We start from the raw sequence: 22,884 nt of genomic DNA, 5'->3' as shown, positions 1-22,884 counted from the left end.
ACAACCTTATGGATTTAGTGGGCGAGATACTTTTCATAAAACATCTAAAAATTTCAATCTAACAAAGGAGCTGTAGAAGATGGCTAAGAAATCAAAGGTTGTGCGTGAGAAACAACGTCAGGCGGTCGTAGCGAAGTATGCGGAACTGCGCCGCGAACTGAAGGAAAAAGGAGACTATGAGGCGTTACAAAAGCTACCTCGTAATGCTTCACCAACCAGATTGAAAAATCGTTGCGAGGTCACAGGCCGTCCGCGTGGATATCTGCGCAAATTCAAAGTATCCCGGATCAAATTCCGTGAACTGGCTCATCAAGGTCAAATCCCGGGAGTTACCAAATCGAGCTGGTAAGTATTATAAGCGGAGTTCTTGATAAGGAGGTCTCTTCCATGTTGGATATGTTTACGCAGCGGCGAATTGTAGCCTTGATGAACGGTTATGTTCATGAGAAAGTACCAGCAGAGTTACGGACGATGGTGAAGTTAACCTACGAGATGCAGGAAAATGAGTTGATTCTCACCGAAGAGCGCCCTGCTGGACAACGATATCAGTGGGAGCGAATGCCGATTGCTCGTTTTTACTGGGAGGGAGACCAGTGGAAGGTATTTGCTAGCGATGATCAGCACAGCTGGAGTCCAGCGGAAATGGTTATGCCATGCTCCGACTTTGAGGATGTATTGGAGCAAGTGGAGCGAGATGACTCCGGGGTGTTTTGGCGTGAACGTGATTGAAAACATAATTGTGGTGCGTCTTGTGGTAGAACTGAAATAACTAAAATAACTGGAGAAGCGCACATTAGCTATATGAGGATCGGAATCGTGGACAACGATTGGGGTCCTCTTTTTGTTTTGTCGTGAAAGGTTTTAAATGGGTGGTGCGAATAAGTGGAGTAACTTGGTGGTGAGAGTAAAGTGGTGCGAGAGGGTAGAGTAACTTGGCTGGAGAGAAATGTGGCGAAGGTGAAAGAAACTACTGCAGTAGGCTCGGCTCGTGCCCCTAAAAATCTCTAGTACAAAATTCTAACGATCCCCAGGAACGCTATTCACCCCAAAAAAGCGGATTTGAAATTCTAACGATCCGTAGAAGCGTTATTTTGCTGAAAATGGCGATTATGACGGGGGAATCGGTGATTTTCAGCGGAATAAGCTCTCTCGTGATCGTTAGATTTTTTATACTGTGAAATGTGGCTAAATAAGATCTCTGGTGATCGTTAGCGTAAGGAGTGCAGGTGGAGAAGCGGTCATTTGTTGAAGAGCAAACAGCTGGCGAAGAGCAAACAACTGGTGAAGAGCAAACAACTGGTGAAGAGCAAACATTGGATGGAGTGGAGTACACTGGTTCCCTGCCCCTGTAGACCGTATAACCGTGCAGCTCTAGACCGTACAACCGTACAGCCCATACACCGTACAATCTGTTACCCTGCTGACATCCTCACCGACGCCCCTCACTCCCCATCTCTCCGTTCACATCGTCCCTCATTCCTTCATCTGCACACACTTCAAGCTACTCAACTCTCCCACAGCTAAGCCTCGAATAAAACTTCCCCCGTACGTGATACGTCATACCCCTCAAACGCTCGCAACTCTTGTCTGAACTCTGGAGATCGGAGGATGTGTAAAACGGATTCAATCCAGGCCTCGTTCCCTTGTTTTCTCAGCATGACTAAGTCATAGCGCTCCTGCACGAGAGGAATGAAATCGACTTGTCCGACAAGGCGAGCGGCCTTCTCAATGCCAACACCTACATCGGCTTCGCCGGAACTGACTTTCGCTGCCACGCCCATATGACTTGTTTCTTCCATATCATATCCGAGTAGTCCAGCAGCGGATATCCCGTGTAGTCGCAACTGCTCGTCCAGCAGCACCCTGGCGCCAGAACCTTTTTCCCGATTTGCGAGACGCAGGCCTGATTGGTTTAGATCTGTCCAGTTGTTTAACTGACGGGGGTTACCGCGTGGAACATACAGGCCCGCAGGGCGGGACAACAGATTGACTACAATATAGGACCAGCCTGTTAAAATTTTGCGAATATACGGCAGATTATACTCTCCGGTGTCCCCATCCAGCAGATGGGTGCTAACCAGATCGGACTCTCCCCGATACATCGAGATTAGTCCATCCAAACTACCCATAAAAGAGCGCAGTGGACGAATCTCCCGAGATTGTTTCTCGATATGACGCATCAGAATATCCAGACTGACATCTTGTCCTGTAATAACCAGATGGCGAGCCGTACCGGCAATGTTTTGACCGTAGCAAGCCAGAGAACTTGCGAATGCAGGTGAAGCCGTTTGAGAAGCGGATGTAATCCTATTATGAGATGTCATCGCATGCTGCGGCTCTCCTTGACCCATGACTGTGGAAGAGCCAGCAATCGGGCTATGCTTCTGGATAGCCTCGCTCGATAGTTGCTCGGTTGTCACTCCAGGCGCTGCATTTGGCTGCGCCTGTGCTGGCGCCTGAAGTTGCTTGGAACGTCGTTTGTAAGCGTCCAGATCGGCAGCATCAATGCGCATCTGTTTGCCCACACGATAGGCGACCAGGTCTCCCTTTTTGATCAGGTCATAGACGGTCAGTTTTGATATTTTAAGTAGCTTGGCAATTTCTTCGGTTGTGTAGGATTGCTCCTCCGTCATTGATGAAGAACCTCCCTCTATAATATAAAGGCCGTAAAACCCTAAACATCTAATTTCATATAAAAGGGTGTTTCTTGTACTATACCATTATTTGAACATACGCATAAACTTGGGAACGGACAATAAAAAAAGCCGTCATACTGTGTTAAACCCGGAATGTGATGAATATCACCTTCCTATTTTATTTGTTCTGTGTATAATTATTTATAATCAATTATATCTATTTATAACTAAACATAACGTTAATTATGGGTTTTGGGGGAGAACAAGTGAATAAAAGAATCGGATATGTACTTGGAACTATGTCACTGGGACTGGCGCTTTTACTGGCTGGCTGTGGTGCAAACGCAGATACGAATAAGCAAGATGCGGCTTCTTCTGCAAATCAACCAGCAGCCTCTACACCAGCAGCTTCTGGGGAGAATACAACGCCAGCAACGACAGAGCCACAGGAAAAAGTCGAGCTGATCGTTTCCGCTGCAGCAAGTCTGACCGATGCAATGAAGGAGATCCAGACGAACTTTGAACAAGCCAATCCCAATATCAGCCTGAGCTTTAACTTCGGGGCGTCCGGTGCATTACAGCAGCAGATCGAGCAGGGAGCACCCGCAGATCTATTTGTATCTGCATCTGCCAAAAATATGAAGGCACTAGTTGATGAGAATCTGATTGCGTCAAGCGACCAGAAGAACTTGCTTCAAAATTCACTGGTAGCTATTATACCCGCGGATGGGACAAACACTGTGACCAGTGAGAAAGATCTGACCAGTGACGCCATCAAAACGGTAGCCATTGGCATTCCCGAGAGTGTACCTGCGGGTACTTATGCGAAGGAAGCTTTGACTAATGCGAAGCTGTGGGATCAGCTTGAGAGCAAGTTTGTTCAAGGCAAAGACGTCAGACAAGTGCTTCAGTATGTAGAAACAGGCAATGCGGATGCCGGATTTGTGTATAAAACCGATGCACTCACCTCTAGCCAAGTGACAATTGCGTTTGAAGTAGATAAAACCAGTTACACACCAGCGAATTATCCGCTAGGCATCATTGAAGGCACGAAACATCGCTCAGAGGCTGAACAATTCTATGCTTATCTACAGACACCTGAAGTGCTGGATATCTTTGCGAAATACGGATTCTCGATTCCGAAATGAACATGACCATGATCGACTGGTCCATGTTCTGGCCCCCGGTGCGTCTGTCCCTTCAGGTGGCGCTGTTATCCAGTGTTATAGCGGTTGTGGTGGGGGTAGCTGTCGCTTGGAAAATGTCACGTATTGCATTTCGAGGTAAGATTGTTCTGGAGACCGTTCTCATGCTACCACTCGTACTGCCTCCAACGGTGGTCGGATTTCTGTTACTCGTCCTCCTAGGTCGCAGAAGTTTGCTCGGACGTTGGATCGAGGCGATCTTTTCGGCACCTGTCATTTTTTCGTGGTGGGCTGCGGTCATTGCTTCTGTCGTTGTGGCCTTCCCGCTGGTGTATCAGACGATGAAATCCGGTTTTAACGGGGTGGATCGAGACCTGGAGGATGCAGGACGGTCTATCGGAGCAGGTGAATGGCAGGTGTTCCGTTACATTACGTTGCCAATGGCAGGTAGAGCGTTGATGACCGCTTTTATTCTGGGCTTTGCCCGTGCGCTGGGGGAATTTGGCGCAACACTAATGATTGCAGGCAACATTCCCGGCAAAACCCAGACGGTGCCAACGGCTATTTATGTCGCTGTTGATTCGGGAAATCAGACGATGGCCTGGGCCTGGACGATATCGATCATTATTATATCCTTCCTCATGTTACTCATGACGAGACAGCAGCGCGACAGCAAATCATCCTTTTAGTTCAAATCAAATCTAATAAACCGGAGCGACATAAAGTTCGTAACAGTATCTTATAACTTGTAAATAATCTGCAATATCTCGCAACAATCGGCAAAAGCATGTAAAATCCGCTTGGAGAATTTATTCTCGGATAGCGGGTTTTTATTATGGATCAGCTGACATATGTCCTCAGGAGGAATGAAAATGATCATAATGGAAAAGTAAAGCCCTTTTCGGCGAAAAAAAACAAATTTTTTTCCAAAAATGTACCATTCAGTACTCGCTTTCCGGGGGCTTGTTCCTGTAAAATAGGAGGTAACTGATTCCAGCCAAGCATTGAAATAAGGAGAGACGACGATGAAGACTAAACTTGATTGCGACATAACGTTGCAAATCGATGATTATCTGGATCTTTTGCATTTTGCCATTCAAATTCAAGATCACGAATGGCGCCAGTCCCTTATCCAGCAACTCAAAATATTTCAAACGGCAACGGAGCAGCAACATACTCCTGAAGAAGAATTATGGATGAGATTTGATTATATCAATAGTAAATTGACAGGCCTATGTCATCAGATTCATGCCGCTCACTCTCTGGATGAACGTAAAAAGTTCGAAGAACGTGTAGGTGTGTTGCAATTACAGCGGGTGGAAGTAGCCCGGAAAATTAAGTGGGCGAGTCGCAGATAGAAGTCGTTATGAAATAACACGGATAATAGTTCAGACTTGCGTAAAATTCACGATCCTCTTCGCTTGCCCAGATCAAGTGCTCACTTGGAAGTAACACATTGAAGTAACACAATGAAATAACATATTGTAGAACAAAGCTATTCTCCAGTGCTAAACGGGGAGTGGCTTTTTTGCTTTTAAAAGCTAAAGCTGCTTCCCTCTGGTAACACGGCACCGTTGCTTTTCGAATTGGAGCTACGTAATTTAATGGTATACAGGAATGATGTGATTTCAACGAATAGGCGCAAGCTGGAGGAACTGACGATCCCGGCCCGGCATATGCTGTAGCAGGCAAATGCTGATAGGCCGGGTTTTCTATGGGTGAAGCAGGCCTTAACCGAAAGGAGGAGCACCATGCAGAGTAAAATCGATGAAATTATTAACCATATTGCACATTCACACCAGCAGATTGCACGGGTATTGGATGCCAAACGCCAGGTGGCTGTACGCATGTCGGAGATCATCCACCATCTGCCGGATAACGAGCCGGAACTGGATGGAGTGGAAGGTTTGCTGGACAGCTCGGGACAGATTAACAAAAGCATTATCTCCTACCTGGGCGGGCTTGCTGACCTGGAAGAAGCTGTGGCCGAAACGCTGACCCAGGTTATGCGGGAGATCGCGGTACAAGAAGAAGAATAAGCCCGGAAGGCGGGTGATGAAACATGAGCAGAGAACAAAGTCTTATTCTGATGCTGGATGCAGCTGCCAAGATGCAGTGGAATATTGCGCTGATTCTGGAGGCCAAAGCCATTGAGGCCGAGAAAGTACGGAACTGGACACTGAATCATCTGAATGGGGATAGCTTTTTAACCCATGGTGACCAGGTAGGAGAACCACTTAAAATGCATGAGCAACTGGTGGAGCTGCTGGAAGGACTAACTCGTATGGAGACGGGACTTTGCAACAACCTTAAAGCGGTGATGGTACAGAATGACAGCGAAGATGGCGGCGGAATGGACGGGGGCATGTTTGGCGGCATGGATCTCGGGGATATGGGGAAATGAGTCTGTTGCAGCGTGAGCAGGAGGTCAAACTGGCGCTGATCGAATCAATCGCACACAGCCAGCAGGCGCTCGCCCGCATTCTGGACAGTGTAGCCAGTGTATCTTCTCATTCGGAAGTATCTGCCCGCAGTCTCGCAGAGAACATACGTCTGCTTAGCCGTTACCAGGAAGAGATGTCTCGTATGGTCACGGGGATCAGGCTGACCCGAATTCGTTATGGGGAACCAGGTCTGCCTTGGCTCAAAGACCCCGGATGTGTCGTTCGTACTGCCGGGGACCTACAGGAGGAATGCTGATATGTTAAAAAAGAAATCTAGGCTCAAAGCCAAACGGGCTTTAGTAGCCCGCGGTGCCCGTTTGCGCAAAATTCGCAAGCTGCGTGCGCTGAAATCCAAGCGTGTTGTTCACAAACGTACAGGCAAAGGGCGCAGTGCGTGGCTGAAAAAAAAGAAACGTACGGTGCAGAGGCACCGGAACAAGGGACTCGTTCGACCTGTCGCCCCGGTTACCCCTACCGATCCAAACCCGGACAGCGCGTACAGCCAGGGGTACAACGAGGCGTACAACGAGGGATTCAACGCGGGTTTCGCCAAGGGATTCGAGGACGGACACCAATTGGCATACAAAGCACAGTAGTAAATACAGCCGTTCAAGAACTAGCCATGAATGAAACTGTTGTCGAAGAAACAGCAAAGCGCGACGACGTATAATTTATACCTATGGTTAACATACAGTTTAAGGTTACAGCCCGGAGGGACACATCCCTCCGGGCTCTTTGCATGACCGCAGTAGCGGACATGCCCGTGCAGGCGAATATGGAGGGCAGACGCCAATTTTGAGCCTTGCAGGACACCCGTCCATGATGCATCTGACCCCGAGGCATATCCTTTAGAGGGAAGACCAATCTCGTGGAGAGTCAGGAAATGAGATCTCCTTGAAGGAAGACAGGGTGAAGAATGTGGCAAAACGAAGACACCGCCCGCTGACTGAAGCGGAGGCGGCCTACCGCGGCGGATATGCAGAAGGCCGCAGGTTTGGCGGCTGTCAGGCTATCATGGAGCGGGTGCAGCCATTTGAACCGACCTTGCGGGACATGAAGATATTGTATATCCCACAGGGATTCGATGCCATTGATCAGGGTGTCATTCTGGCACTGCAACAGTCGGTTCGAGAATGCGTTGTTGGATCGCCAGCAGCGATGTTGCAAGAAGCCAGTCAGCACCGGCCTGATGTTGTTCTTGTGATGAACGGTCTGCACGTATTTCCCGAGAATCACTTGGAGCAGGTGAAGGGAATACGTGAACTGGGGATTCGAACAGCTGTATGGTTTGTCGATGATCCCTATTTCACGGAGGATACCGCGACCATCTGTCAGCATTACGATATCGTGTTTACTCATGAAGAGGCGACCGTGCCCTTCTACACAAACCAAGGAGCACGACGGGTCATTTACATGCCGCTCGCTGTAAATCCTGGCATGTATCATCCACGCCGCACAGAGCCGCAATATCAGTACGATATCTGCTTTATTGGCACTGGGTTCTGGAATCGTATCGATTTGTTTAATCAGCTCGCTCCGTACCTTGCGGATAAAAGGGTGTTCATTGCCGGAAGTCAGTGGAACCGCCTGGCGAGGCTCGATGTACTGGGACAGTTCATTCATGAAGGGTGGATTGATCCGGAGGCAACGGTTGATTATTACAATGGCGCCAAAATCGTAATTAACGTACACCGAACCTGTGAGAACGGGGAGGATAATCGAAATACCCATCAAATATCGGGGCGTTCGATCAATCCACGCACCTATGAGATCGGTGCTTGCGGCACAATGCAGATTACCGATACTCGTGGAGATTTGCCCCGGTATTACCAGCCTGGATATGACATCGAGACATTTAGCACAGCGGCAGAACTGCAGCGCAAGATCCACTATTATCTGCATCATGAAGAAGAACGCCAGATCATCGCTTGGCGAGGTCTGCTCACCACCATGAATCGCCATACGTTTAACCGCCGCATTACCGAGTTGTTAGGACATCTGTAGTCTCCCTTCTGTGGAAGGGCAGCATCAGGAAGCACGTTATCCCAAATAAAAAGGAGTGGCGGTATGTCTCTCAAACATCGTAAAACGAGAAAGGTTCATCAACCACCTGTAGTCAGCCTGGCAGATCAGGCGCGAAAAAACGGGCAGCGGGCCGGATTTGATGCAGGTAAAGAAGAAGGGTACCTGCGTGGCCGCGCCAACTATATTGTGAATTGTGCACAAGAGCCCCTGCCTTTCCGGCAGCTTCACGTGCTCTATGTTTCTTCGGGGAAAGGTTTCCCATACTCTCCGCTGGATGAAGCGATTATGTCTACACTTCAGGGTATGGTTGCTCAGGTGACGTTGTCTGATCCACGCCAGCCGGTATCACAAGTTGCGCTCGAAACCCGTCCTGACCTGGTGTTAGTGCTGGATGGCATGGATATCCCTATCGAGCACATCGATGCCATACGCCAAGCGGGAATTCAGACGGCAATCTGGCTTACAGACGATCCGTATTACACCGACATGACTCTGGAGATTGTGAAGCATTATGATCATGTATTCACACTGGAACTGAATTGTATTGAACTATATCGCCAGCATGGCTGTGCGTCCGTGCATTATATGCCTTTTGCCGCATTCACCAACCACTACTTCCCGATCACAACCCCTTCCCCGCTCAAACGGGAAGTTAGCTTTATCGGCTCAGCATACTGGAACCGCGTGTATTTCTTCAATCCAATCATGCCGCATCTTATGTCGCACAATACCGTCTTTAACGGCATCTGGTGGGATCGTCTGCCTGACTATACGGCCTATGGCGAGAAAATTGAGCTGGGTCGCTGGATGAGTCCGCAAGAGACCAATGACGTATATAACGGCACCAAAATCGTCATCAATCTGCATCGCTCCCATGAGGATGATTCAGTCAACAATAACCAGATCAAAATTCCGCCAGCCTCACCAAACCCGAGAACGTTTGAGATTGCCGCTAGCACAACACTGCAACTGACCGATGCACGCGACGATCTGGCACGTTTCTATAAACCAGGGGTGGAGATCGAGACGTATTCTTCACCGCAGGAATTGATTGAGAAGGTGGATTATTACCTCACACATGAGAAGGAACGGCGCGAGATTGCCCTGCGAGGGCTGGAACGGACATTGAAAGATCACACGTACGGCAGAAGAATCAATCAATTGTTAAGCATTGTATTCCCTTAATCTCGGCCAGGAGGAGGTGTGCACAGTACCCTGTATCGGCTTGTCTGTATGCAGGGTCCGTGTGCGGCCATGGCAATGAAACCAAAACTGATGCTGTTTTCCCATGTATGCAATACCCGCAGTATTACAGGGGCGGAGAAGCTTTTGCTTCATTTTATGAGAGAGATCGGTGCGATCTTCGAGTGTGTGCTCGTCGCACCCCAAGAAGGGAAACTTACTTCATTCGCACGAAGGTTTGGCATCCAGGTTCACATCTGTAATTTGCCGATGCTTCACGGTGTGTACACCCCCTATCAGGGCATTGCACAAGATGCAGAACATCTGCGGCACACCCCGGCATTTCAGGATGCGCTCTGGCTGATTCGAAGTCACGAGCCCGATATGATTCTAACTAATACCTGTGTGAATGTGATGCCCGCTGTGGCTGCAAAATCACTGGGAATTCCGGTCATCTGGAAAATTACCGAGATTATTCAGACGAATGAACACACAGCCGAAGCGATCCAGATGATCGGCCGGTATGCGGACTGGATTATCGGGATTTCTGAGACGGCAGCGGTACCGTTCAAAGAAGCAGGCATGGGTGACCGGATAACCATTATTCCCCCGACCTGGGAGCCTTCCCTGCCTGCACCGGATCGCTGGCTTCATCTACGTGAGCGAAAACGCAGGGAGCTTGGCTTCAAGTCCTCACATACCTGTATCGGTTATATCTCTTCCTTTATATATGATGCCAAAGGTTTAAAACCCTTTGTAGATATGGCACTGAAGCTGTGCGAGACTCATCCGCGCTGCCGCTTCTGGATCATTGGCGCACCATCAGACAAAAAGTATTACGACGAATGTGTATCACGGGTGAAAAGATCCGGGTACGCAAGGCGCTTCATTTTTACCACGTTCGAGGAAAATGTATCTCTGGCCTACGCTGCGATGGATATCGTTGTCATCCCCAGTATGGTAAAAGAAGGATTCGGCATGACTGCGCTGGAGGGACTTTATTTTGCCAAACCGGTCATTGCCTTTGCTCAGGGTGGCCTCAGTGAATTGATGGAATCCGTAGGCAGTGGTGCATTTCTGGCTCCGCCTGGGGATAGTGATGCACTCGTTACGCTGGCTACAACGTTGCTGAATGATTCCGAGCTTGCTTCCGATACCGGATGGCGTAACCGGACAGAAGCGGAAAAGCTGTATGGAATCGAAACCTACCGAGTGAAGCTGCATACGATGGTCACACAGTGGTTGCTCTGTTTTCCCGGATGGTTCAAGTATATCCAGCCACCGAATGGTCCTGTGTTGACTTGGGGGGATGGCGGACTTCGTACAGTACTGATTTCCGATCCAGCCCTTATACGGACGTTGCTATTCCCAGAAAACATTGTGCAGCTTCTACCTCGCTCTTCGTTGCCGCCAGTAACCGTGACACAGCAGGGGGAGGGAGCCGGAAAACTACGCGAAGAAGATCAACGGATTGAATCGGTAATCCGCGTGAGAAAACGCCGCCGCAAGAGAAGTGTTCCGACTTCTCGCCGTAAGCTCAAAGCGGTGAAACGGACAATCCGAACCGGGAAGAAGAGCCGTACGGCCCGTAAAGTAAAAAGCCGGCACGCATCTGCTTCGAAATTGTCTACACGCAGACGCTCTTCCAGAAGTAAGGGACGCCGCCGTACGGCACGCAAAAGTTCCAATACACGATAAGAGACAAAGTTCCCAATACACGTTAAAGAGTGGGATCCCAATACAAGAAAAAGGGGTTTCTAATACACGATAGAAGGCAGGGATGATGATGAAGATCATGACGGTGCTGGGTACGAGACCTGAGATTATTCGGCTCAGCCTGATCATTTCCAAGCTGGACCAGTATGCGTCCAAACATATTCTGGTACACACGGGACAGAACTTCACAGAGAGTCTCAGCGGTCTTTTTTTCAAGGAAATGGGTCTGCGTGCCCCGGATTACGTTCTTCAGGATGAAGCCGCCTCATTGGGACGGCAATTGTCCTCCATGTTTACACAGATGGAGGACTTGATCCGGCAGGAGAAGCCCGACAAGGTGCTTTTGCTCGGAGACACGAACAGTGCCTTGTGTGCCGTACTCGCTGAACGTATGGGCATTCCCGTTATTCATATGGAGGCGGGGAATCGCTGTTTCGATCTGGATGTGCCGGAGGAAAAAAACCGCCGCGTTATTGATGCGATCTCGACCATTAACATGCCTTACACCGAACAAAGTAAGAAACATCTTGTCAGTGAAGGCGTGCCCAGCCGCCGTATTGTGCTTACGGGCAATCCGATCTACGAGGTGATGGAACATTATGCTCCACAGGTCAATGCCAGCAAAATTTTAAAAAAACTCAAGCTGAAGCCTGGACACTATTTTCTCGTTACCGCTCATCGGGCTGAAAATGTCGATCATCCTCCTCATCTGCTGGAGATTATGAAAGGACTGAATCAAGTCGCGGAGGAGCATGGTCAACGGGTGATATGCAGCATTCATCCGCGAACAGCGATTCGAATTGCCGAACATCTGCAGCTGGAGATGCACCCGCTGGTGGAATTCCATGAGCCGTTTGGATTTTTTGACTTTGTCATGCTGGAGCGACATGCACGCTGTGCACTCACAGACAGCGGAACGGTTCAGGAGGAATGCTGCATCATGGGGGTGCCTACCGTGACGATGCGTCGCACGACAGAACGTCCCGAAACGGTAGATTGTGGCAGCAATGTGGTCTCCGGCCTGGAAGCCGCGCGCATTGCAGATTGCGTGAACGTGATGACCAAACTGCCAAATGACTGGGATTGTCCGCAAGGTTACAAGGCAACGGATGTGTCCAGTAAAGTGGTCAAATTTCTGCTTGGAGGGAAAATACATGTTTGAAAATAAGCGTATACTCGTGACTGGCGGTACGGGATCATGGGGGTATGAGCTTGTCGCTCAACTGTTGCCTCAGCAGCCCAAAGAAATTATTGTGTACTCTCGCAACGAGTCTAGCCAGGTAGCGATGAGTCGTGATTTTGAAGACCCGCGCCTTCACTTTCGCATTGGGGATATTCGTGACAGGGATGCATTGACGGCAGCCTGCCAGCATGTGGACTATGTTTTCCATCTGGCTGCACTCAAGCATGTACCGGTATGTGAAGACCAGCCTTATGAAGCACTCAAAACAAACGTGATCGGCACACAGAATGTCATCGAAGCGGCGATTGAAAATAAAGTGAAAAAAGTCATTTATATTTCGACTGACAAAGCGGCCAATCCTTCGAACTTCTATGGAATGACCAAAGCGATCGGTGAGAAATTGATTGTTTATGCGAACCTGCTTCATAGTGATACGAAGTTTGTCACGGTGCGGGGCGGCAATGTGCTTGGCACGAACGGCAGTGTTGTGCATCTGTTCAAAAACCAGATTCGCCAAAAAGGTCAGGTATCTATCACCGATATGGGCATGACCCGGTTCTTTCTTACACTTAAGGACGCGATTAAACTACTGTTCAAAGCTTCGGTAGAAAGTGTTGGCGGTGAAATCTTTGTCATGACGATGCCAACATGCAAGATTGTCGATCTTGCCGAGGTTCTCATTGAAGATTCCGGTGTGGAAAACGTAGCGATTGTAGAACGTGGCGTTCGTCCAGGTGAGAAAATTCACGAAATTCTGATGAGTGAATTCGAAAGCATGACGACTGTTGTCTACGACGAACAGTATCTGGTGATTTTGCCTACGCTCGGCATTCCAGGATTGCGTGAACATTACACCAACTGCCCACCGGTGCCATACAGCAGCTTTAGTTCGGAGCACCAACTCATGACGAAAGAGGAGATTCGTGAGATTCTGAAGCGCGGAGGGTTTCTGTCATGAAGCTGCTGATTCTTGGGGGAAACGGAATGGCCGGCCATATTCTGGTCGACTATTTCCGCCGTCAAGGTGTGCACAGTGTCTTCTACACCACCCGGGATGTGACTGACCCGAACGGTTTGGTCCTGGATGTGAATGATAGCTTCATGGTCGACAGGCTTGTAGAAGCGGTGCACCCGGACGTTATCATTAACGCGGTTGGTGTGCTGAACAGCTTCGCGGATGAGGATAAGATTGGCGCCTATCATATCAACGGTTTTCTACCGCATCGTTTGCGGCGGATGGCTGATTCCATCGGTGCACGTCTGATCCATATCAGCACAGATTGTGTGTTCAGCGGAGATCGTGGGGCATATCGGGAGGATGATTTGACAGACGGTACGTCTGCCTACGCGATTACAAAAGCACTCGGTGAAGTGCAGGATGAAGGACATCTGACGATACGGACCTCCATTATTGGACCTGAAATCCGGCAGGGTGGTATTGGTCTGATGCAGTGGTTTATGTCCAGTACGGGTGAGGTTGGCGGGTATACGCGTGTCTTCTGGAATGGTGTAACCACACTTGAGCTTGCCAAATGGGTAGACCATTATCTGGATTCTCCAGTCAGTGGCCTGATCCATCTTGCTCATCCTGAACCAGTCAGCAAACATGATTTGCTTGTGCTGTTCCAGCAGGTTTGGAACAAACTGGATGTGAAGATTATACCGGATGATAGCATGGTACAGGATCGCACGCTCGTATCCACCCGTGAGGATGTGAAGACAGACCTGCCGGACTATTCAACTATGCTGAAGGAGCTGGCATTATGGATGGAGCAGAGCTGACGGGTAAAAAAGTACTGATTACAGGCGCCTCCGGTTTTACGGGGCGGCATGCTGTAACTTATTTTCAAAGCATCGGAGCGAAGGTTACAGCGGTCGTCCGCAGACCGGATGTGTATTCCTTTGGTGAAACCGTAGGTGTATATGTCTGTGATCTGAATAATAAACATCAAGTCCGCGACATGATTAAGCAGGTTCAGCCAGACTACGTATTACATCTTGCTGGAAAAAACTCGGTGCCAGATTCCTGGGCCGATCCGCTGCTCGTGCTTGAAACCAATGTCATGGCAGTGTTATATCTGCTAGATGCATTACGTAGTTGTCCGGAGGCTCGAACCGTAATTGTGGGCTCAAGGCTCAAATATACCCCGGAACCTGGACGCATTCCTCAGCCGCCTCATCCGTACAGCTTGAGTAAAGCGCTGGAGGAGATGGTGTCCCTGTCTTGGATGTCCCTGTTCGGTCAGCAGATCATGCTAGCCGAACCGGGTAATCTGATCGGAGCCGGGCCATCCACAGGCATCTGCTCCCTGCTCGCCCGTCATGTAGCTGCCTGTGAGCAGATGGGCAAAACCGAAGCGTTCCGCTTGTCCGGTCGGGATAACACACGTGACTTTCTGGATGTACGGGATGCAGTTAGGGCATACGCTTCCTTACTACTGCATGGCACAATCGGTACAGTGTATCCGGTGGTGTCCGGGGTGGAGCGGAGTCTTGGCGAGATAACGGATCTGCTGTTGTCCATGACAGAAGCAAAGGTGCCGATCCGCTGGGATGGAGCTTCCTCCGGGCCGGACGGAGCAGGGAAGCAGGAGAAAATGTCGGAACTGCGTAAGCTGGGCTGGCAGCCGCAGATCCCTTTTGAGGCTTCGCTGCGAGATATTTTGAGTGATGTTCGTGCCCAGCAAGGGAGGACGACAGGATGATTCCGCGAGTATCCATTGTGATTCCGTTTTACAATTGCCCGTACGTGCCGATGGCGATCCAGAGTGCGCTGGATCAAACCTATCCTGAGGTGGAGATTATTGTCGTCAACGACGGCTCCACGAGGCATGCGGAGCTGCTCCAGCCTTATTTGTCGCATATCAACGTGCTTGGCAAAAGCAACGGTGGAACTGCTTCCGCGCTGAATCATGGTATTCGGCATGCCTCGGGTGATTATGTGGCTTGGCTGAGTTCAGATGATTTCTTTTATCCTGACAAAATCCGTTACCAGCTTGAATTCATGCAACGTGAAAATGTGCTGGTTTCCCATACGAATTTTCACTATATCAATGAACATTCGGCAGTTACCAAAATGCATGGCGGGCCTGAGCCAATGTCTGAACTGGATTGTCTACGCCGGTTTAATGGCGGCAATCCGGTCAATGGCTGCACGGTCATGATTCGCAAGGATTTATTCAGCGGCGTAGGGCTGTTTGATGAACTATTGCCTTATACGCATGATCTCGATCTCTGGCTGCGCATGCTGCTTAATGGTCATCGCTTCCCGTACCTGAATGAGCCGCTAACGGCGTATCGCTGGCATGGAGGGATGGGATCAGTGCGTCATGCGGACGTGATCGGCAGAGAAGCGTCCATGGTCTGGTCCAGGTACCGCGAACCGTTGCAGCAGCGTATTGCTGCGCTTGGCGGATAGCGAAGGAGGCCGTTATGAAGCCGCGCTGCGTGCTGAATAGCGGCCTGTTTGGCGTAGCCTTTTGCGAGGGGAATCAAGAGATACGTAACCGGATGTGTGCCATAAGTTAGATTTAATATCAGAAGGTGCGACTGCTCTGTTATACAGTACAAAAGGTATAAAATGTACGTTCATCATACCGCGAATGCCCGATGCCGCTGCTTGGAAGCTTCATATACTGGAGGAGACGCAAGAGTTTGCTTTGCAGAGATTTGTGGAGGAAGGGGATGCCCGGATGGAGCCGAAGGTATCGATCGTGATTCCTTTTTATAATTGTCCATATATCGAGCAAGCCGTTCACAGTGCCCTTCACCAGACATACCCCCATATTGAGGTGATCGTGGTGGATGATGGTTCAACCAAACATGTAGAACGACTGCAGCCATTTATGGATCAGATTCATTACATTCGCAAAGAGAACGGCGGTACAGCAACCGCCCTCAACGAAGGCATCAAACATGCAACAGGGGATTATTTTGTTTGGCTGAGCTCGGATGATGTGATGCTGCTGAATCGGGTGGAGAAGCAGTTACAGTTTATGCTTGATGTCAAAGCATCGTTCTGTCATGGGGCGTATCATTACGTGAATGAACATGGCGAATGGTTAGATACGGTACAGCCTGAGGTGGGAAGCCGTCTGGAGATGCTGCAAGTACTGATGGAAGGCTGCCCGATTAATGGATGTACGGTAATGGTGGAGATGGAGGCGTTTGAGCGCTTTGGGGTGTTTGACACCGATTTTCGGTATACGCATGATTACGAAATGTGGCTAAGACTGTTCCCGCTGTATGAGCTGTTTTACTTCAATGAGCCGCTGATGTGTTATCGATTGCACGAGTCGATGGGCACGAAACGACATTTCAAGGAACTGGTTGCGGAGATGGAACGCGTTCAAGAGAAGCACCGTCCGACCCTGCTTAACTTGCTGCATGTTGGCGGGTATTGGAAATGATGGATGATTGCAATTGTAGGTCTATCTAGCAGAGCAACATGGATCAGCAGGATGATTAGCTAAAATACGGAGTATGGGGAGCGAACACCTGAGCAGCAGTGTGAAGATGCTGCTCAGGTGCCGCTCTTATTTGAGAAGGATGAGATAGCGAAATTCCTGTATAATGAATGGTGACTTGTACATAGAAGGGACTGAATGATGCGCAGATATCAATATTGGATAACCGGACTATTAACTACTAATAATGGAGGTTAACGTATTGATTACCGAATTACACACGACAAGACTAAATTTAAGCCAAATGAAAGCTTCCGACTCGACTGAGCTCTTTCAGGTATGGTCTGACCCAGAGGTCGCCAGGTTTATGAATATTTCCCCATTCTCGGATGAAAAACAAGCGCTGGAGATGATTCAGTTGCTCGCTGATCTGGCTAAGGAAAATCAGGCCATCCGATTCTCGATCATCGAAAAGGAGTCAGGTAGAATTATAGGCTCCTGCGGTTATAACTACCTTGATGGTGAACAAGCTAGAGCCGAGATCGGGTACGATCTGGCCAAAGCCTACTGGGGTAGAGGGTATGCAATGGAGGCTGTATCTGCTCTATTAACTCATGGCTTCTCTTCTTTGAAACTCAATCGGATTGAGGCAAAAGTTGATCCCCGTAACATGAGCTCTATTAAACTGCTGGAAAAGCTAGATTTCACAAGGGAAGGAACTCTGAGAGGTTACGAGAGAGTAGGAAGTGGAGCAGAACCAGGTTCGATGGATACGTTTAATGATCTGTATATGTATTCAAAGTTGGCATCCGACCTAATTAGAAAAAGAGTTGAGGTATGAGTAGAGTATGAAAAAAGAAGCTACAGATTTAGATCTGTGGCTTCTTTGTGTACATGCTTGCACATTAGCTTTGAAGGGGAGACCCGGAGAGTGATTTTTTAGTCTTTTTCATTCAAAATCACCATGGATACCGGATCGGGAAATACATATCCTTTCGGAAGCTTTTGCATAAGTGCGTTCATCGTCTCGTAATCCACCTCAATGTGGGGTGTGGAGACGGGAACGGAAAACCAGCGATTATACAGATCACTTGGAACAAGCAGTGTCATGCCCGGAGTCCTCCTCTATAGATCGCTTCATGATATACATCCAGTGTACGTAATCCCATTTCTTCCAGAGAACGATGCTGTTCAGCCCAGGATTTGGCCGCTGCGCCTACCTTTTTACGGGTTATATCGTCTTCAAGTAATGCATGCAGCAGCTCGCTGAGAGAATCGACATCCTGTGTAGGCACGACCCAGCCGGTAATTCCAGGTTCAACCATTTCGGGCATACCCGCTGTGCCGCTGACGATGACCGGAACACCTGCAAGTTGTGCCTCGGTAACAGAAAAAGGCTGTGTGTCCTGAAGGCTTGGCTGCACATAAATGTCCGCTTGTTTGAGAAAAGAAGGGATGTTGTCCAGCTTGCCCCAGAATACGATATCTTGGGCAATACCAGCGTTAGAAGCCTGACCATGCAACTCACCCAGCAGATTGCCTTCTCCTGCAATCCAGCACACCCAATCCGAACGTTTGGTCTTCAGGCTGGCGAGCGCCTTGATCAGCACATGAACCCCTTTGATATATTCAAGTCTTCCGGTAAAAGCAATGACCTTCTTGCCAGCAGGTGCACGATGGGGGAACCTGGCGGCCGCAGCTTTACGATACTTGGGCAGATCGATAGCATACGGAATCTGTCTGAATTTGGACTCCGGCACCGCGAGTTCGGTCACCGTGCTTTTAATCCAATGACTCGATACGAGTATTAGCTCAGACTGCGCCGCGCTTCGCTGCTCCAGTGAGAGGAAATAACGTCCTCTTTTGGATTGAAGATAGTCTGGCAGTGTCAGTTGCGGGTTGGAGTTCTGTGCATCATAGAACGCTTCACGGGCGAGTGCTCCATGGTAACTTGTGACGAGAGGAATATTTCGCTTCAAAATGCGTTTGATCGCTACGGCTGCAACAGGGTCTTGTGCATGAATAACGTCATAATGCTCCACGCCAAGATAGGATGCAGCCATCTCAAAAGCATATCTGTTCAATTCGTAATAGGCCAGAAGTGAGTCAGCTGTGAATTGTGGCAGGTCGGTTGGGTTAAGCTTGGCTTGTAGCATGGGCCATACCAGGTCTTTCGAGAATGAACGATTGAGATTACGGACATATACTTCATTTCTGGCGCTGTTGGTGCCCATGATATCCACTTCGACACCGAGGGCAGCGAGTCTGTCGGCGAGTTGTTTAATATATGTCCAGATGCCTCCCATATGTGTAAGTTCCCAATACGTAACGAGCAGAACTCTCATAACGACCTCCTTGTCGCGGCCTGGGCAGGCCGAACTCCTATCCTGTTATTCTATGAAATAAGTGAGGATTCAGGCCGGGCATCCGTTGCAATCCTTAAAATTGGGTGATTATACATGCCAATGGACGAGAAGAAACATATCCTGTCTACAGGGAGAATTGCGAAGAATTCAGACTCCGCAGGAGGGATACGAGATGGCCGCATATATCATCCAGATGCATGAAAATTTGCTTCAGACGTTTATTCCTGTGAAATACATGGACGTGGAAGTTGCTTATGTTGGAGATGGGGAAGGAACAGATGTATACGTTGGAGTAAGCGGAAGTTACGGAGAAATGTACCGAAACTTATTTCATATAAACCCAGGTTCAGGCATGACAGCGAATAGTTATGTCATTCATAATCTGAATGTGCCTGTCGAAAAATGTGAGTTGAAAATGATAAGTAATAGTTCTGTACCTAACCATCTGGTGATTCGAATCTATTGTCGCAGCGGGGAAGGACTGCTTATCGGTGTATTATCAGAGCATCAAATGATCAAACTTGCGGATTAATGTATACACAACGATAAGGAGCAGGCGAGAGGCCTGGTCCTTTTTTTGTCGTTGCTTTGCAAAATAACCCCATAAAAAATAGCTTGACAGTAAAGGTATTTTCATTAAAATTAAACCAGTATAAAACGAAAGTTTAAAACAATGATTTAAAACGATGGTTTGAAAAATCGTATTTATAGGCAGTCCGCAGGCCGGTTCATCCTGATGCCATGGCGACGCCGGAAAAGAGAGTGAGTTCGTGAAACAACAAACAACAGTACCGCAGGAGACCGAGGCATTTTCACTCAAGACGATCATCTTGCCCCTTCTATCGATTATCGTCGGAATGATCATGGTCATTCTGGACAGCACGGTCGTTAACGTCGCTATTCCGAATCTTGTACAGTACTTCGAGACTGACCTGAAAACGATTCAATGGACGGTTACAGGGTACACGCTGGCTTTGTCTGCCGTAATTCCACTAGCAGGATGGCTGACTGACCGTTTCGGGGCCAAAAGAGTATTTTTATTCACCATTGCCATGTTTACCCTTGGCTCTGTCTTGTGTTCGATTGCTCAATCACCAGAGCAGTTGATTTTATATCGTGTCATTCAAGGACTTGGCGGAGGCATGGTCGCGCCAATCGGGATGGCCATGGTGTTTCGTCTGGCTCCGCCGGAACGCAGAGGCTCTATTATGGGGATGCTCGGTATTCCAATGCTGCTTGCTCCTGCGCTTGGGCCAGTGTTGTCCGGCTGGTTTATTGAATCGGTAAGCTGGCACTGGATTTTCCTGATTAATCTGCCAATCGGTATCGCAGCTTTCATTTTGTGTGTTCGCTTCTTACCGGATACAGATCGTGGACGTACACCTTCTCTAGACCTGCTCGGCATGATTCTTGCACCAATTGCTTTCTCCATGCTGGCTTACGGTGTAAGTGAAGGCGGCACGAGCTGGACGTCTGCGACAACCCTTACGGGCGTCATTGTCGGTGGAGTAGCGCTTATCCTGTTTATTATCGTTGAGCTTCGTCAAAAAAATCCATTGCTCGAGCTTCGGGTGTTTACCTCTTCCGATTTCTCCAGAGGTATCGTCCTGGCCTGGGTAGCCCAAGTGGCATTGTTCGGCTCGATGATTCTGATTCCGCTCTACTTACAGCAAATCAAAGGATACACGGCCTTGGAGACAGGACTAATCCTGCTCCCACAAGCGCTGGCTTCCGGGATTTCCATGCCGCTGGGTGGTCGACTGTTTGACAAGATCGGAGCAAGACCACTGGCCTTTGTAGGTCTGGGTATTATCTCAGGTGCGTTGTTTATTTTGTCTACGATTACAGCAACGACAGGCCTTGGTCTTATTATTACGGCACTACTTATGATGGGATTTGGCATGGGCTTGTCCATGATGCCTTTGAACACACATGTACTGAATGCAGCACCGCGTAAACTGGTGGCACGTGTGACACCATTGACTGCTGCTGCGCAGCAGGTCGTAGTATCTTTCGCGGTAGCGGGTCTTACGGGGTTCCTTACCTCTCGTGTGACGAGTAACACAATGGGCACGGAGAAAGCGGACATCGTAAACGGATTAGTGAGTGGATTCAATGATACGTTTTTGCTCGCAGCGTGTATTGCGCTGTTCGGTTGCGTGCTTAGTCTGATTCTGCGCAAACCGAAGCGTATGGCTGAACCGGAACCGGAATTGCAGACAGGAGATAGTCCTGACCCGGCGATGATGATGGGACATTAATGAATTTCCAATATATAACAAATTAAAGGCAGTTCAGAGCATACGCTTCTGAACTGCCTTTTGATTACCCAATTCTCGAATAACTTGCACTAATTTATTTACACAGAAACGGAGAGGACAGAAAAAACCAGGAAAAGCGGAGCGTTCGCCTCAAAGCTTTCTGCAAGAAAGCTACATCGGAAGCATACGCTTATCACCGGATTTTTCCTTTTGGAAAAGAGAATCCAAAAAATCTGGGGATAACAGCGATTGGATGGTTATTCTGTCATCGGAGTGGTCCATGTAAATCATCCATAGTTCAAGTTATTCAACCTTCAATGAAAAATTCTCAAAGCCGTCATCATTTCGCGGAAAGAGGCTGCGTATCGGTCGGGTGAAAAGGACAGGCTCAGATGTTGTCTTCCCTGAATGCGAATATATTCGCGCAATTTCTTGTTGTTCATCAGATCCATGGCCTCGTTTACTGCAGCGGGCACATTACCGATGGGATAGAACTTTCCCGTTTTGTTGTGAGTAATAAATAAACGAACGCCATCCGAATCTGTACTGAGGACGGGACAGCCACAGCTAATGGCTTCGGCTACGGCATAACCGAAACCTTCGAGTAAAGAAGTGGATAACATAATCCCTCCTGAAGCAGCAACCATGGAATAGAAGGTTGGCATTTCTGAGTGGGGAACGTTTACAAAGATCCCGATGCGATCTTGTAACCCATACTCGGCGAGCAGATGCCGGAACATGACCTCATCTTCCGGATTAGCCAAAGTGGGATCGTGGAAGAGCCACAGTCTGGCTTTTGGTTTCTTTTTAATAATCGCACGGGAAATTTCGAGGTATTCCCGCCAGTTTTTGTTATGCTCCAGACGCCCGACCCACGCAAGTACGGGATAAGGCGGAGTGTCAACAGCAAGTGGGGCAAAGTTGTCTGTGTCCAGCATATTGGGAATGACAAAACGATGAAGCCATGGACAGATATGAATGAACATATCCAGCAGATGATCGGTTGGCGGCAATACAGCAGCATCACAGTGAGCCTGAAGGTAGGGAACGGCCATTTCAATGGTTTCCAGTGCTTGTTCCCGCGTGCCTAGGCCTTGTGCCTCAAAAATAATCCGACCTTTGTAACCGAGACCTCTCAAACGGCCAGGCATGGCAATATCCGAAGTGGTAATAATGGCATCATAGTGCTGACTGTGGATCAGATGGTGTATATCCTGGTCACTGGAGGCGGTGAAGATACGAGTATCGCTGTTGTTCTGCAAACCTGAGCCTGTATTCAAATACAATAAATGCGCCTCTATGCCATGACGTTTCAATACAGCGGTCCGCAACCGATTCAGCGTATCCACGCCGCCGCTTGGAACATAAAACGTGAACAATACTTTCACACGATTCACCCTCTGACTTATGGTCAGGAGCTCATTCTCCTGTACTGTATGTTACGTATGACACAAGGGCGGGGTGTGGGTACAATGTTGAAAGTTCACAATTTAGACAAAAAAAATTAAGCTTTATTTTAA

26 protein-coding genes are annotated in these 22,884 nt (G+C 48.7%); 22 read left to right on the top strand and 4 right to left on the bottom strand.

The features are described 5' to 3' along the window. Positions 1 to 79: 79 nt before the first annotated feature. The 3 genes from rpsN to AB4Z30_RS24080 all read left to right on the top strand — a co-directional run bounded on the left by rpsN (position 80) and on the right by AB4Z30_RS24080 (position 1,352). Entirely contained in the window at positions 80 to 349 is a 270-nt protein-coding gene (gene rpsN, locus AB4Z30_RS24090) for a 30S ribosomal protein S14 (RefSeq protein ID WP_184182664.1), read from the top strand. Between the two features lie 38 nt (positions 350 to 387). Next, positions 388 to 729 carry a DUF3024 domain-containing protein gene (locus tag AB4Z30_RS24085; protein ID WP_441929969.1) on the top strand — a complete coding sequence of 114 codons (342 nt, stop codon included), beginning with the start codon at positions 388 to 390 and terminating at the stop codon, positions 727 to 729. Positions 730 to 1,226: 497 nt separating this feature from the next. Further along, positions 1,227 to 1,352: a hypothetical protein gene (locus tag AB4Z30_RS24080; RefSeq protein ID WP_441929968.1), complete on the top strand. Its 126-nt coding sequence runs from the start codon at positions 1,227 to 1,229 to the stop codon at positions 1,350 to 1,352. A 168-nt stretch (positions 1,353 to 1,520) separates the two neighbouring features. Here the strand turns inward: AB4Z30_RS24080 and AB4Z30_RS24075 are convergent, their stop codons facing one another. Then, on the bottom strand, positions 1,521 to 2,633 hold the full coding sequence (locus AB4Z30_RS24075; protein ID WP_441929967.1) for a substrate-binding domain-containing protein: 1,113 nt from the start codon (positions 2,631 to 2,633) through the stop codon (positions 1,521 to 1,523). A gap of 302 nt (positions 2,634 to 2,935) precedes the next feature. On the opposite strand from AB4Z30_RS24075, the gene modA reads away from it, so the two are divergent. From modA to AB4Z30_RS23990, 17 genes are all read left to right on the top strand, one after another. After that, a complete protein-coding gene (gene modA, locus AB4Z30_RS24070) occupies positions 2,936 to 3,784 on the top strand; it encodes a molybdate ABC transporter substrate-binding protein (RefSeq protein ID WP_441929998.1) in 849 nt (282 codons plus the stop codon). Beyond that, positions 3,781 to 4,470, top strand: a complete 690-nt coding sequence (modB, locus tag AB4Z30_RS24065; protein WP_441929966.1) for a molybdate ABC transporter permease subunit — start codon at positions 3,781 to 3,783, stop codon at positions 4,468 to 4,470. The genes modA and modB overlap by 4 nt, the downstream gene beginning before the upstream one ends. A 336-nt stretch (positions 4,471 to 4,806) precedes the next feature. After that, positions 4,807 to 5,139 (top strand): hypothetical protein, encoded by a 333-nt coding sequence (locus tag AB4Z30_RS24060; RefSeq protein ID WP_441929965.1) that lies wholly within the window; start codon positions 4,807 to 4,809, stop codon positions 5,137 to 5,139. Positions 5,140 to 5,532: 393 nt separating this feature from the next. Beyond that, a complete protein-coding gene (locus tag AB4Z30_RS24055) occupies positions 5,533 to 5,820 on the top strand; it encodes a nucleoside-diphosphate sugar epimerase (protein WP_090919291.1) in 288 nt (95 codons plus the stop codon). A 23-nt stretch (positions 5,821 to 5,843) separates the two neighbouring features. Next, entirely contained in the window at positions 5,844 to 6,185 is a 342-nt protein-coding gene (locus tag AB4Z30_RS24050) for a restriction endonuclease subunit S (protein WP_441929964.1), read from the top strand. Next, positions 6,182 to 6,481 (top strand): hypothetical protein, encoded by a 300-nt coding sequence (locus AB4Z30_RS24045; protein ID WP_441929963.1) that lies wholly within the window; start codon positions 6,182 to 6,184, stop codon positions 6,479 to 6,481. Before AB4Z30_RS24050 ends, AB4Z30_RS24045 begins: the two co-directional genes overlap by 4 nt. A 1-nt stretch (position 6,482) precedes the next feature. After that, the gene (locus AB4Z30_RS24040) at positions 6,483 to 6,821 is read left to right on the top strand and encodes a hypothetical protein (protein WP_441929962.1); all 339 of its coding nucleotides are present in this window, start codon (positions 6,483 to 6,485) and stop codon (positions 6,819 to 6,821) included. Positions 6,822 to 7,134: 313 nt separating this feature from the next. Further along, positions 7,135 to 8,229, top strand: coding sequence for a CgeB family protein (locus AB4Z30_RS24035; protein ID WP_441929961.1), 1,095 nt, complete (start codon positions 7,135 to 7,137; stop codon positions 8,227 to 8,229). Between the two features lie 63 nt (positions 8,230 to 8,292). Then, a complete protein-coding gene (locus AB4Z30_RS24030) occupies positions 8,293 to 9,435 on the top strand; it encodes a CgeB family protein (RefSeq protein WP_441929960.1) in 1,143 nt (380 codons plus the stop codon). Positions 9,436 to 9,453: 18 nt separating this feature from the next. Further along, positions 9,454 to 11,130 carry a glycosyltransferase family 4 protein gene (locus AB4Z30_RS24025; protein ID WP_441929959.1) on the top strand — a complete coding sequence of 559 codons (1,677 nt, stop codon included), beginning with the start codon at positions 9,454 to 9,456 and terminating at the stop codon, positions 11,128 to 11,130. Between the two features lie 88 nt (positions 11,131 to 11,218). Then, on the top strand, positions 11,219 to 12,310 hold the full coding sequence (wecB, locus tag AB4Z30_RS24020) for a non-hydrolyzing UDP-N-acetylglucosamine 2-epimerase (RefSeq protein ID WP_441929997.1): 1,092 nt from the start codon (positions 11,219 to 11,221) through the stop codon (positions 12,308 to 12,310). Further along, positions 12,303 to 13,289: a polysaccharide biosynthesis protein gene (locus AB4Z30_RS24015; protein WP_441929958.1), complete on the top strand. Its 987-nt coding sequence runs from the start codon at positions 12,303 to 12,305 to the stop codon at positions 13,287 to 13,289. Before wecB ends, AB4Z30_RS24015 begins: the two co-directional genes overlap by 8 nt. Further along, complete coding sequence (locus tag AB4Z30_RS24010; RefSeq protein WP_441929957.1) at positions 13,286 to 14,113, top strand: dTDP-4-dehydrorhamnose reductase family protein; 828 nt, start codon at positions 13,286 to 13,288, stop codon at positions 14,111 to 14,113. Before AB4Z30_RS24015 ends, AB4Z30_RS24010 begins: the two co-directional genes overlap by 4 nt. Further along, entirely contained in the window at positions 14,095 to 15,036 is a 942-nt protein-coding gene (locus AB4Z30_RS24005) for an NAD-dependent epimerase/dehydratase family protein (RefSeq protein ID WP_441929956.1), read from the top strand. Before AB4Z30_RS24010 ends, AB4Z30_RS24005 begins: the two co-directional genes overlap by 19 nt. After that, positions 15,033 to 15,749 carry a glycosyltransferase gene (locus AB4Z30_RS24000; RefSeq protein ID WP_441929955.1) on the top strand — a complete coding sequence of 239 codons (717 nt, stop codon included), beginning with the start codon at positions 15,033 to 15,035 and terminating at the stop codon, positions 15,747 to 15,749. Before AB4Z30_RS24005 ends, AB4Z30_RS24000 begins: the two co-directional genes overlap by 4 nt. A gap of 274 nt (positions 15,750 to 16,023) precedes the next feature. After that, on the top strand, positions 16,024 to 16,740 hold the full coding sequence (locus AB4Z30_RS23995) for a glycosyltransferase (protein WP_441929954.1): 717 nt from the start codon (positions 16,024 to 16,026) through the stop codon (positions 16,738 to 16,740). A gap of 259 nt (positions 16,741 to 16,999) precedes the next feature. Beyond that, on the top strand, positions 17,000 to 17,578 hold the full coding sequence (locus tag AB4Z30_RS23990) for a GNAT family N-acetyltransferase (RefSeq protein ID WP_441929953.1): 579 nt from the start codon (positions 17,000 to 17,002) through the stop codon (positions 17,576 to 17,578). A gap of 98 nt (positions 17,579 to 17,676) precedes the next feature. On the opposite strand, the gene AB4Z30_RS23985 is transcribed toward AB4Z30_RS23990, so the two are convergent. After that, positions 17,677 to 17,847, bottom strand: coding sequence for a hypothetical protein (locus AB4Z30_RS23985; protein ID WP_167375712.1), 171 nt, complete (start codon positions 17,845 to 17,847; stop codon positions 17,677 to 17,679). Continuing rightward, entirely contained in the window at positions 17,844 to 19,082 is a 1,239-nt protein-coding gene (locus AB4Z30_RS23980) for a glycosyltransferase family 4 protein (RefSeq protein ID WP_441929952.1), read from the bottom strand. Before AB4Z30_RS23980 ends, AB4Z30_RS23985 begins: the two co-directional genes overlap by 4 nt. A 193-nt stretch (positions 19,083 to 19,275) precedes the next feature. Here AB4Z30_RS23980 and AB4Z30_RS23975 point away from each other — a divergent pair, with 193 nt between their 5' ends. Both AB4Z30_RS23975 and AB4Z30_RS23970 read left to right on the top strand, forming a co-directional pair. After that, a complete protein-coding gene (locus AB4Z30_RS23975) occupies positions 19,276 to 19,635 on the top strand; it encodes a hypothetical protein (RefSeq protein ID WP_441929951.1) in 360 nt (119 codons plus the stop codon). Positions 19,636 to 19,873: 238 nt separating this feature from the next. Continuing rightward, on the top strand, positions 19,874 to 21,364 hold the full coding sequence (locus AB4Z30_RS23970; protein ID WP_441929950.1) for a DHA2 family efflux MFS transporter permease subunit: 1,491 nt from the start codon (positions 19,874 to 19,876) through the stop codon (positions 21,362 to 21,364). A 314-nt stretch (positions 21,365 to 21,678) separates the two neighbouring features. Here AB4Z30_RS23970 and AB4Z30_RS23965 read toward each other — a convergent pair whose 3' ends face one another. Next, positions 21,679 to 22,752, bottom strand: coding sequence for a glycosyltransferase family 4 protein (locus AB4Z30_RS23965; protein ID WP_441929949.1), 1,074 nt, complete (start codon positions 22,750 to 22,752; stop codon positions 21,679 to 21,681). Positions 22,753 to 22,884: the final 132 nt, after the last annotated feature.

Source organism: Paenibacillus sp. 2TAF8 (genome assembly GCF_052114825.1).
Classification (GTDB): Bacteria; Bacillota; Bacilli; order Paenibacillales; family Paenibacillaceae; genus Paenibacillus.
The sequence above is the reverse complement of the archived record's forward strand: the minus strand, read 5'-3'. Positions and strand labels throughout refer to the sequence as shown.

Coding starts and splice junctions, on each gene's coding strand:
- rpsN (WP_184182664.1), top strand. CDS start 80: ATGGCTAAGAAATCAAAGGTTGTGCGTGAGAAACAACGTCAGGCGGTC.
- AB4Z30_RS24085 (WP_441929969.1), top strand. CDS start 388: ATGTTGGATATGTTTACGCAGCGGCGAATTGTAGCCTTGATGAACGGT.
- AB4Z30_RS24075 (WP_441929967.1), bottom strand. CDS start 2,633: ATGACGGAGGAGCAATCCTACACAACCGAAGAAATTGCCAAGCTACTT.
- modA (WP_441929998.1), top strand. CDS start 2,936: ATGTCACTGGGACTGGCGCTTTTACTGGCTGGCTGTGGTGCAAACGCA.
- modB (WP_441929966.1), top strand. CDS start 3,781: ATGAACATGACCATGATCGACTGGTCCATGTTCTGGCCCCCGGTGCGT.
- AB4Z30_RS24060 (WP_441929965.1), top strand. CDS start 4,807: ATGAAGACTAAACTTGATTGCGACATAACGTTGCAAATCGATGATTAT.
- AB4Z30_RS24055 (WP_090919291.1), top strand. CDS start 5,533: ATGCAGAGTAAAATCGATGAAATTATTAACCATATTGCACATTCACAC.
- AB4Z30_RS24050 (WP_441929964.1), top strand. CDS start 5,844: ATGAGCAGAGAACAAAGTCTTATTCTGATGCTGGATGCAGCTGCCAAG.
- AB4Z30_RS24045 (WP_441929963.1), top strand. CDS start 6,182: ATGAGTCTGTTGCAGCGTGAGCAGGAGGTCAAACTGGCGCTGATCGAA.
- AB4Z30_RS24040 (WP_441929962.1), top strand. CDS start 6,483: ATGTTAAAAAAGAAATCTAGGCTCAAAGCCAAACGGGCTTTAGTAGCC.
- AB4Z30_RS24030 (WP_441929960.1), top strand. CDS start 8,293: ATGTCTCTCAAACATCGTAAAACGAGAAAGGTTCATCAACCACCTGTA.
- wecB (WP_441929997.1), top strand. CDS start 11,219: ATGAAGATCATGACGGTGCTGGGTACGAGACCTGAGATTATTCGGCTC.
- AB4Z30_RS24015 (WP_441929958.1), top strand. CDS start 12,303: ATGTTTGAAAATAAGCGTATACTCGTGACTGGCGGTACGGGATCATGG.
- AB4Z30_RS24010 (WP_441929957.1), top strand. CDS start 13,286: ATGAAGCTGCTGATTCTTGGGGGAAACGGAATGGCCGGCCATATTCTG.
- AB4Z30_RS24005 (WP_441929956.1), top strand. CDS start 14,095: ATGGATGGAGCAGAGCTGACGGGTAAAAAAGTACTGATTACAGGCGCC.
- AB4Z30_RS24000 (WP_441929955.1), top strand. CDS start 15,033: ATGATTCCGCGAGTATCCATTGTGATTCCGTTTTACAATTGCCCGTAC.
- AB4Z30_RS23995 (WP_441929954.1), top strand. CDS start 16,024: ATGGAGCCGAAGGTATCGATCGTGATTCCTTTTTATAATTGTCCATAT.
- AB4Z30_RS23985 (WP_167375712.1), bottom strand. CDS start 17,847: ATGACACTGCTTGTTCCAAGTGATCTGTATAATCGCTGGTTTTCCGTT.
- AB4Z30_RS23980 (WP_441929952.1), bottom strand. CDS start 19,082: ATGAGAGTTCTGCTCGTTACGTATTGGGAACTTACACATATGGGAGGC.
- AB4Z30_RS23975 (WP_441929951.1), top strand. CDS start 19,276: ATGGCCGCATATATCATCCAGATGCATGAAAATTTGCTTCAGACGTTT.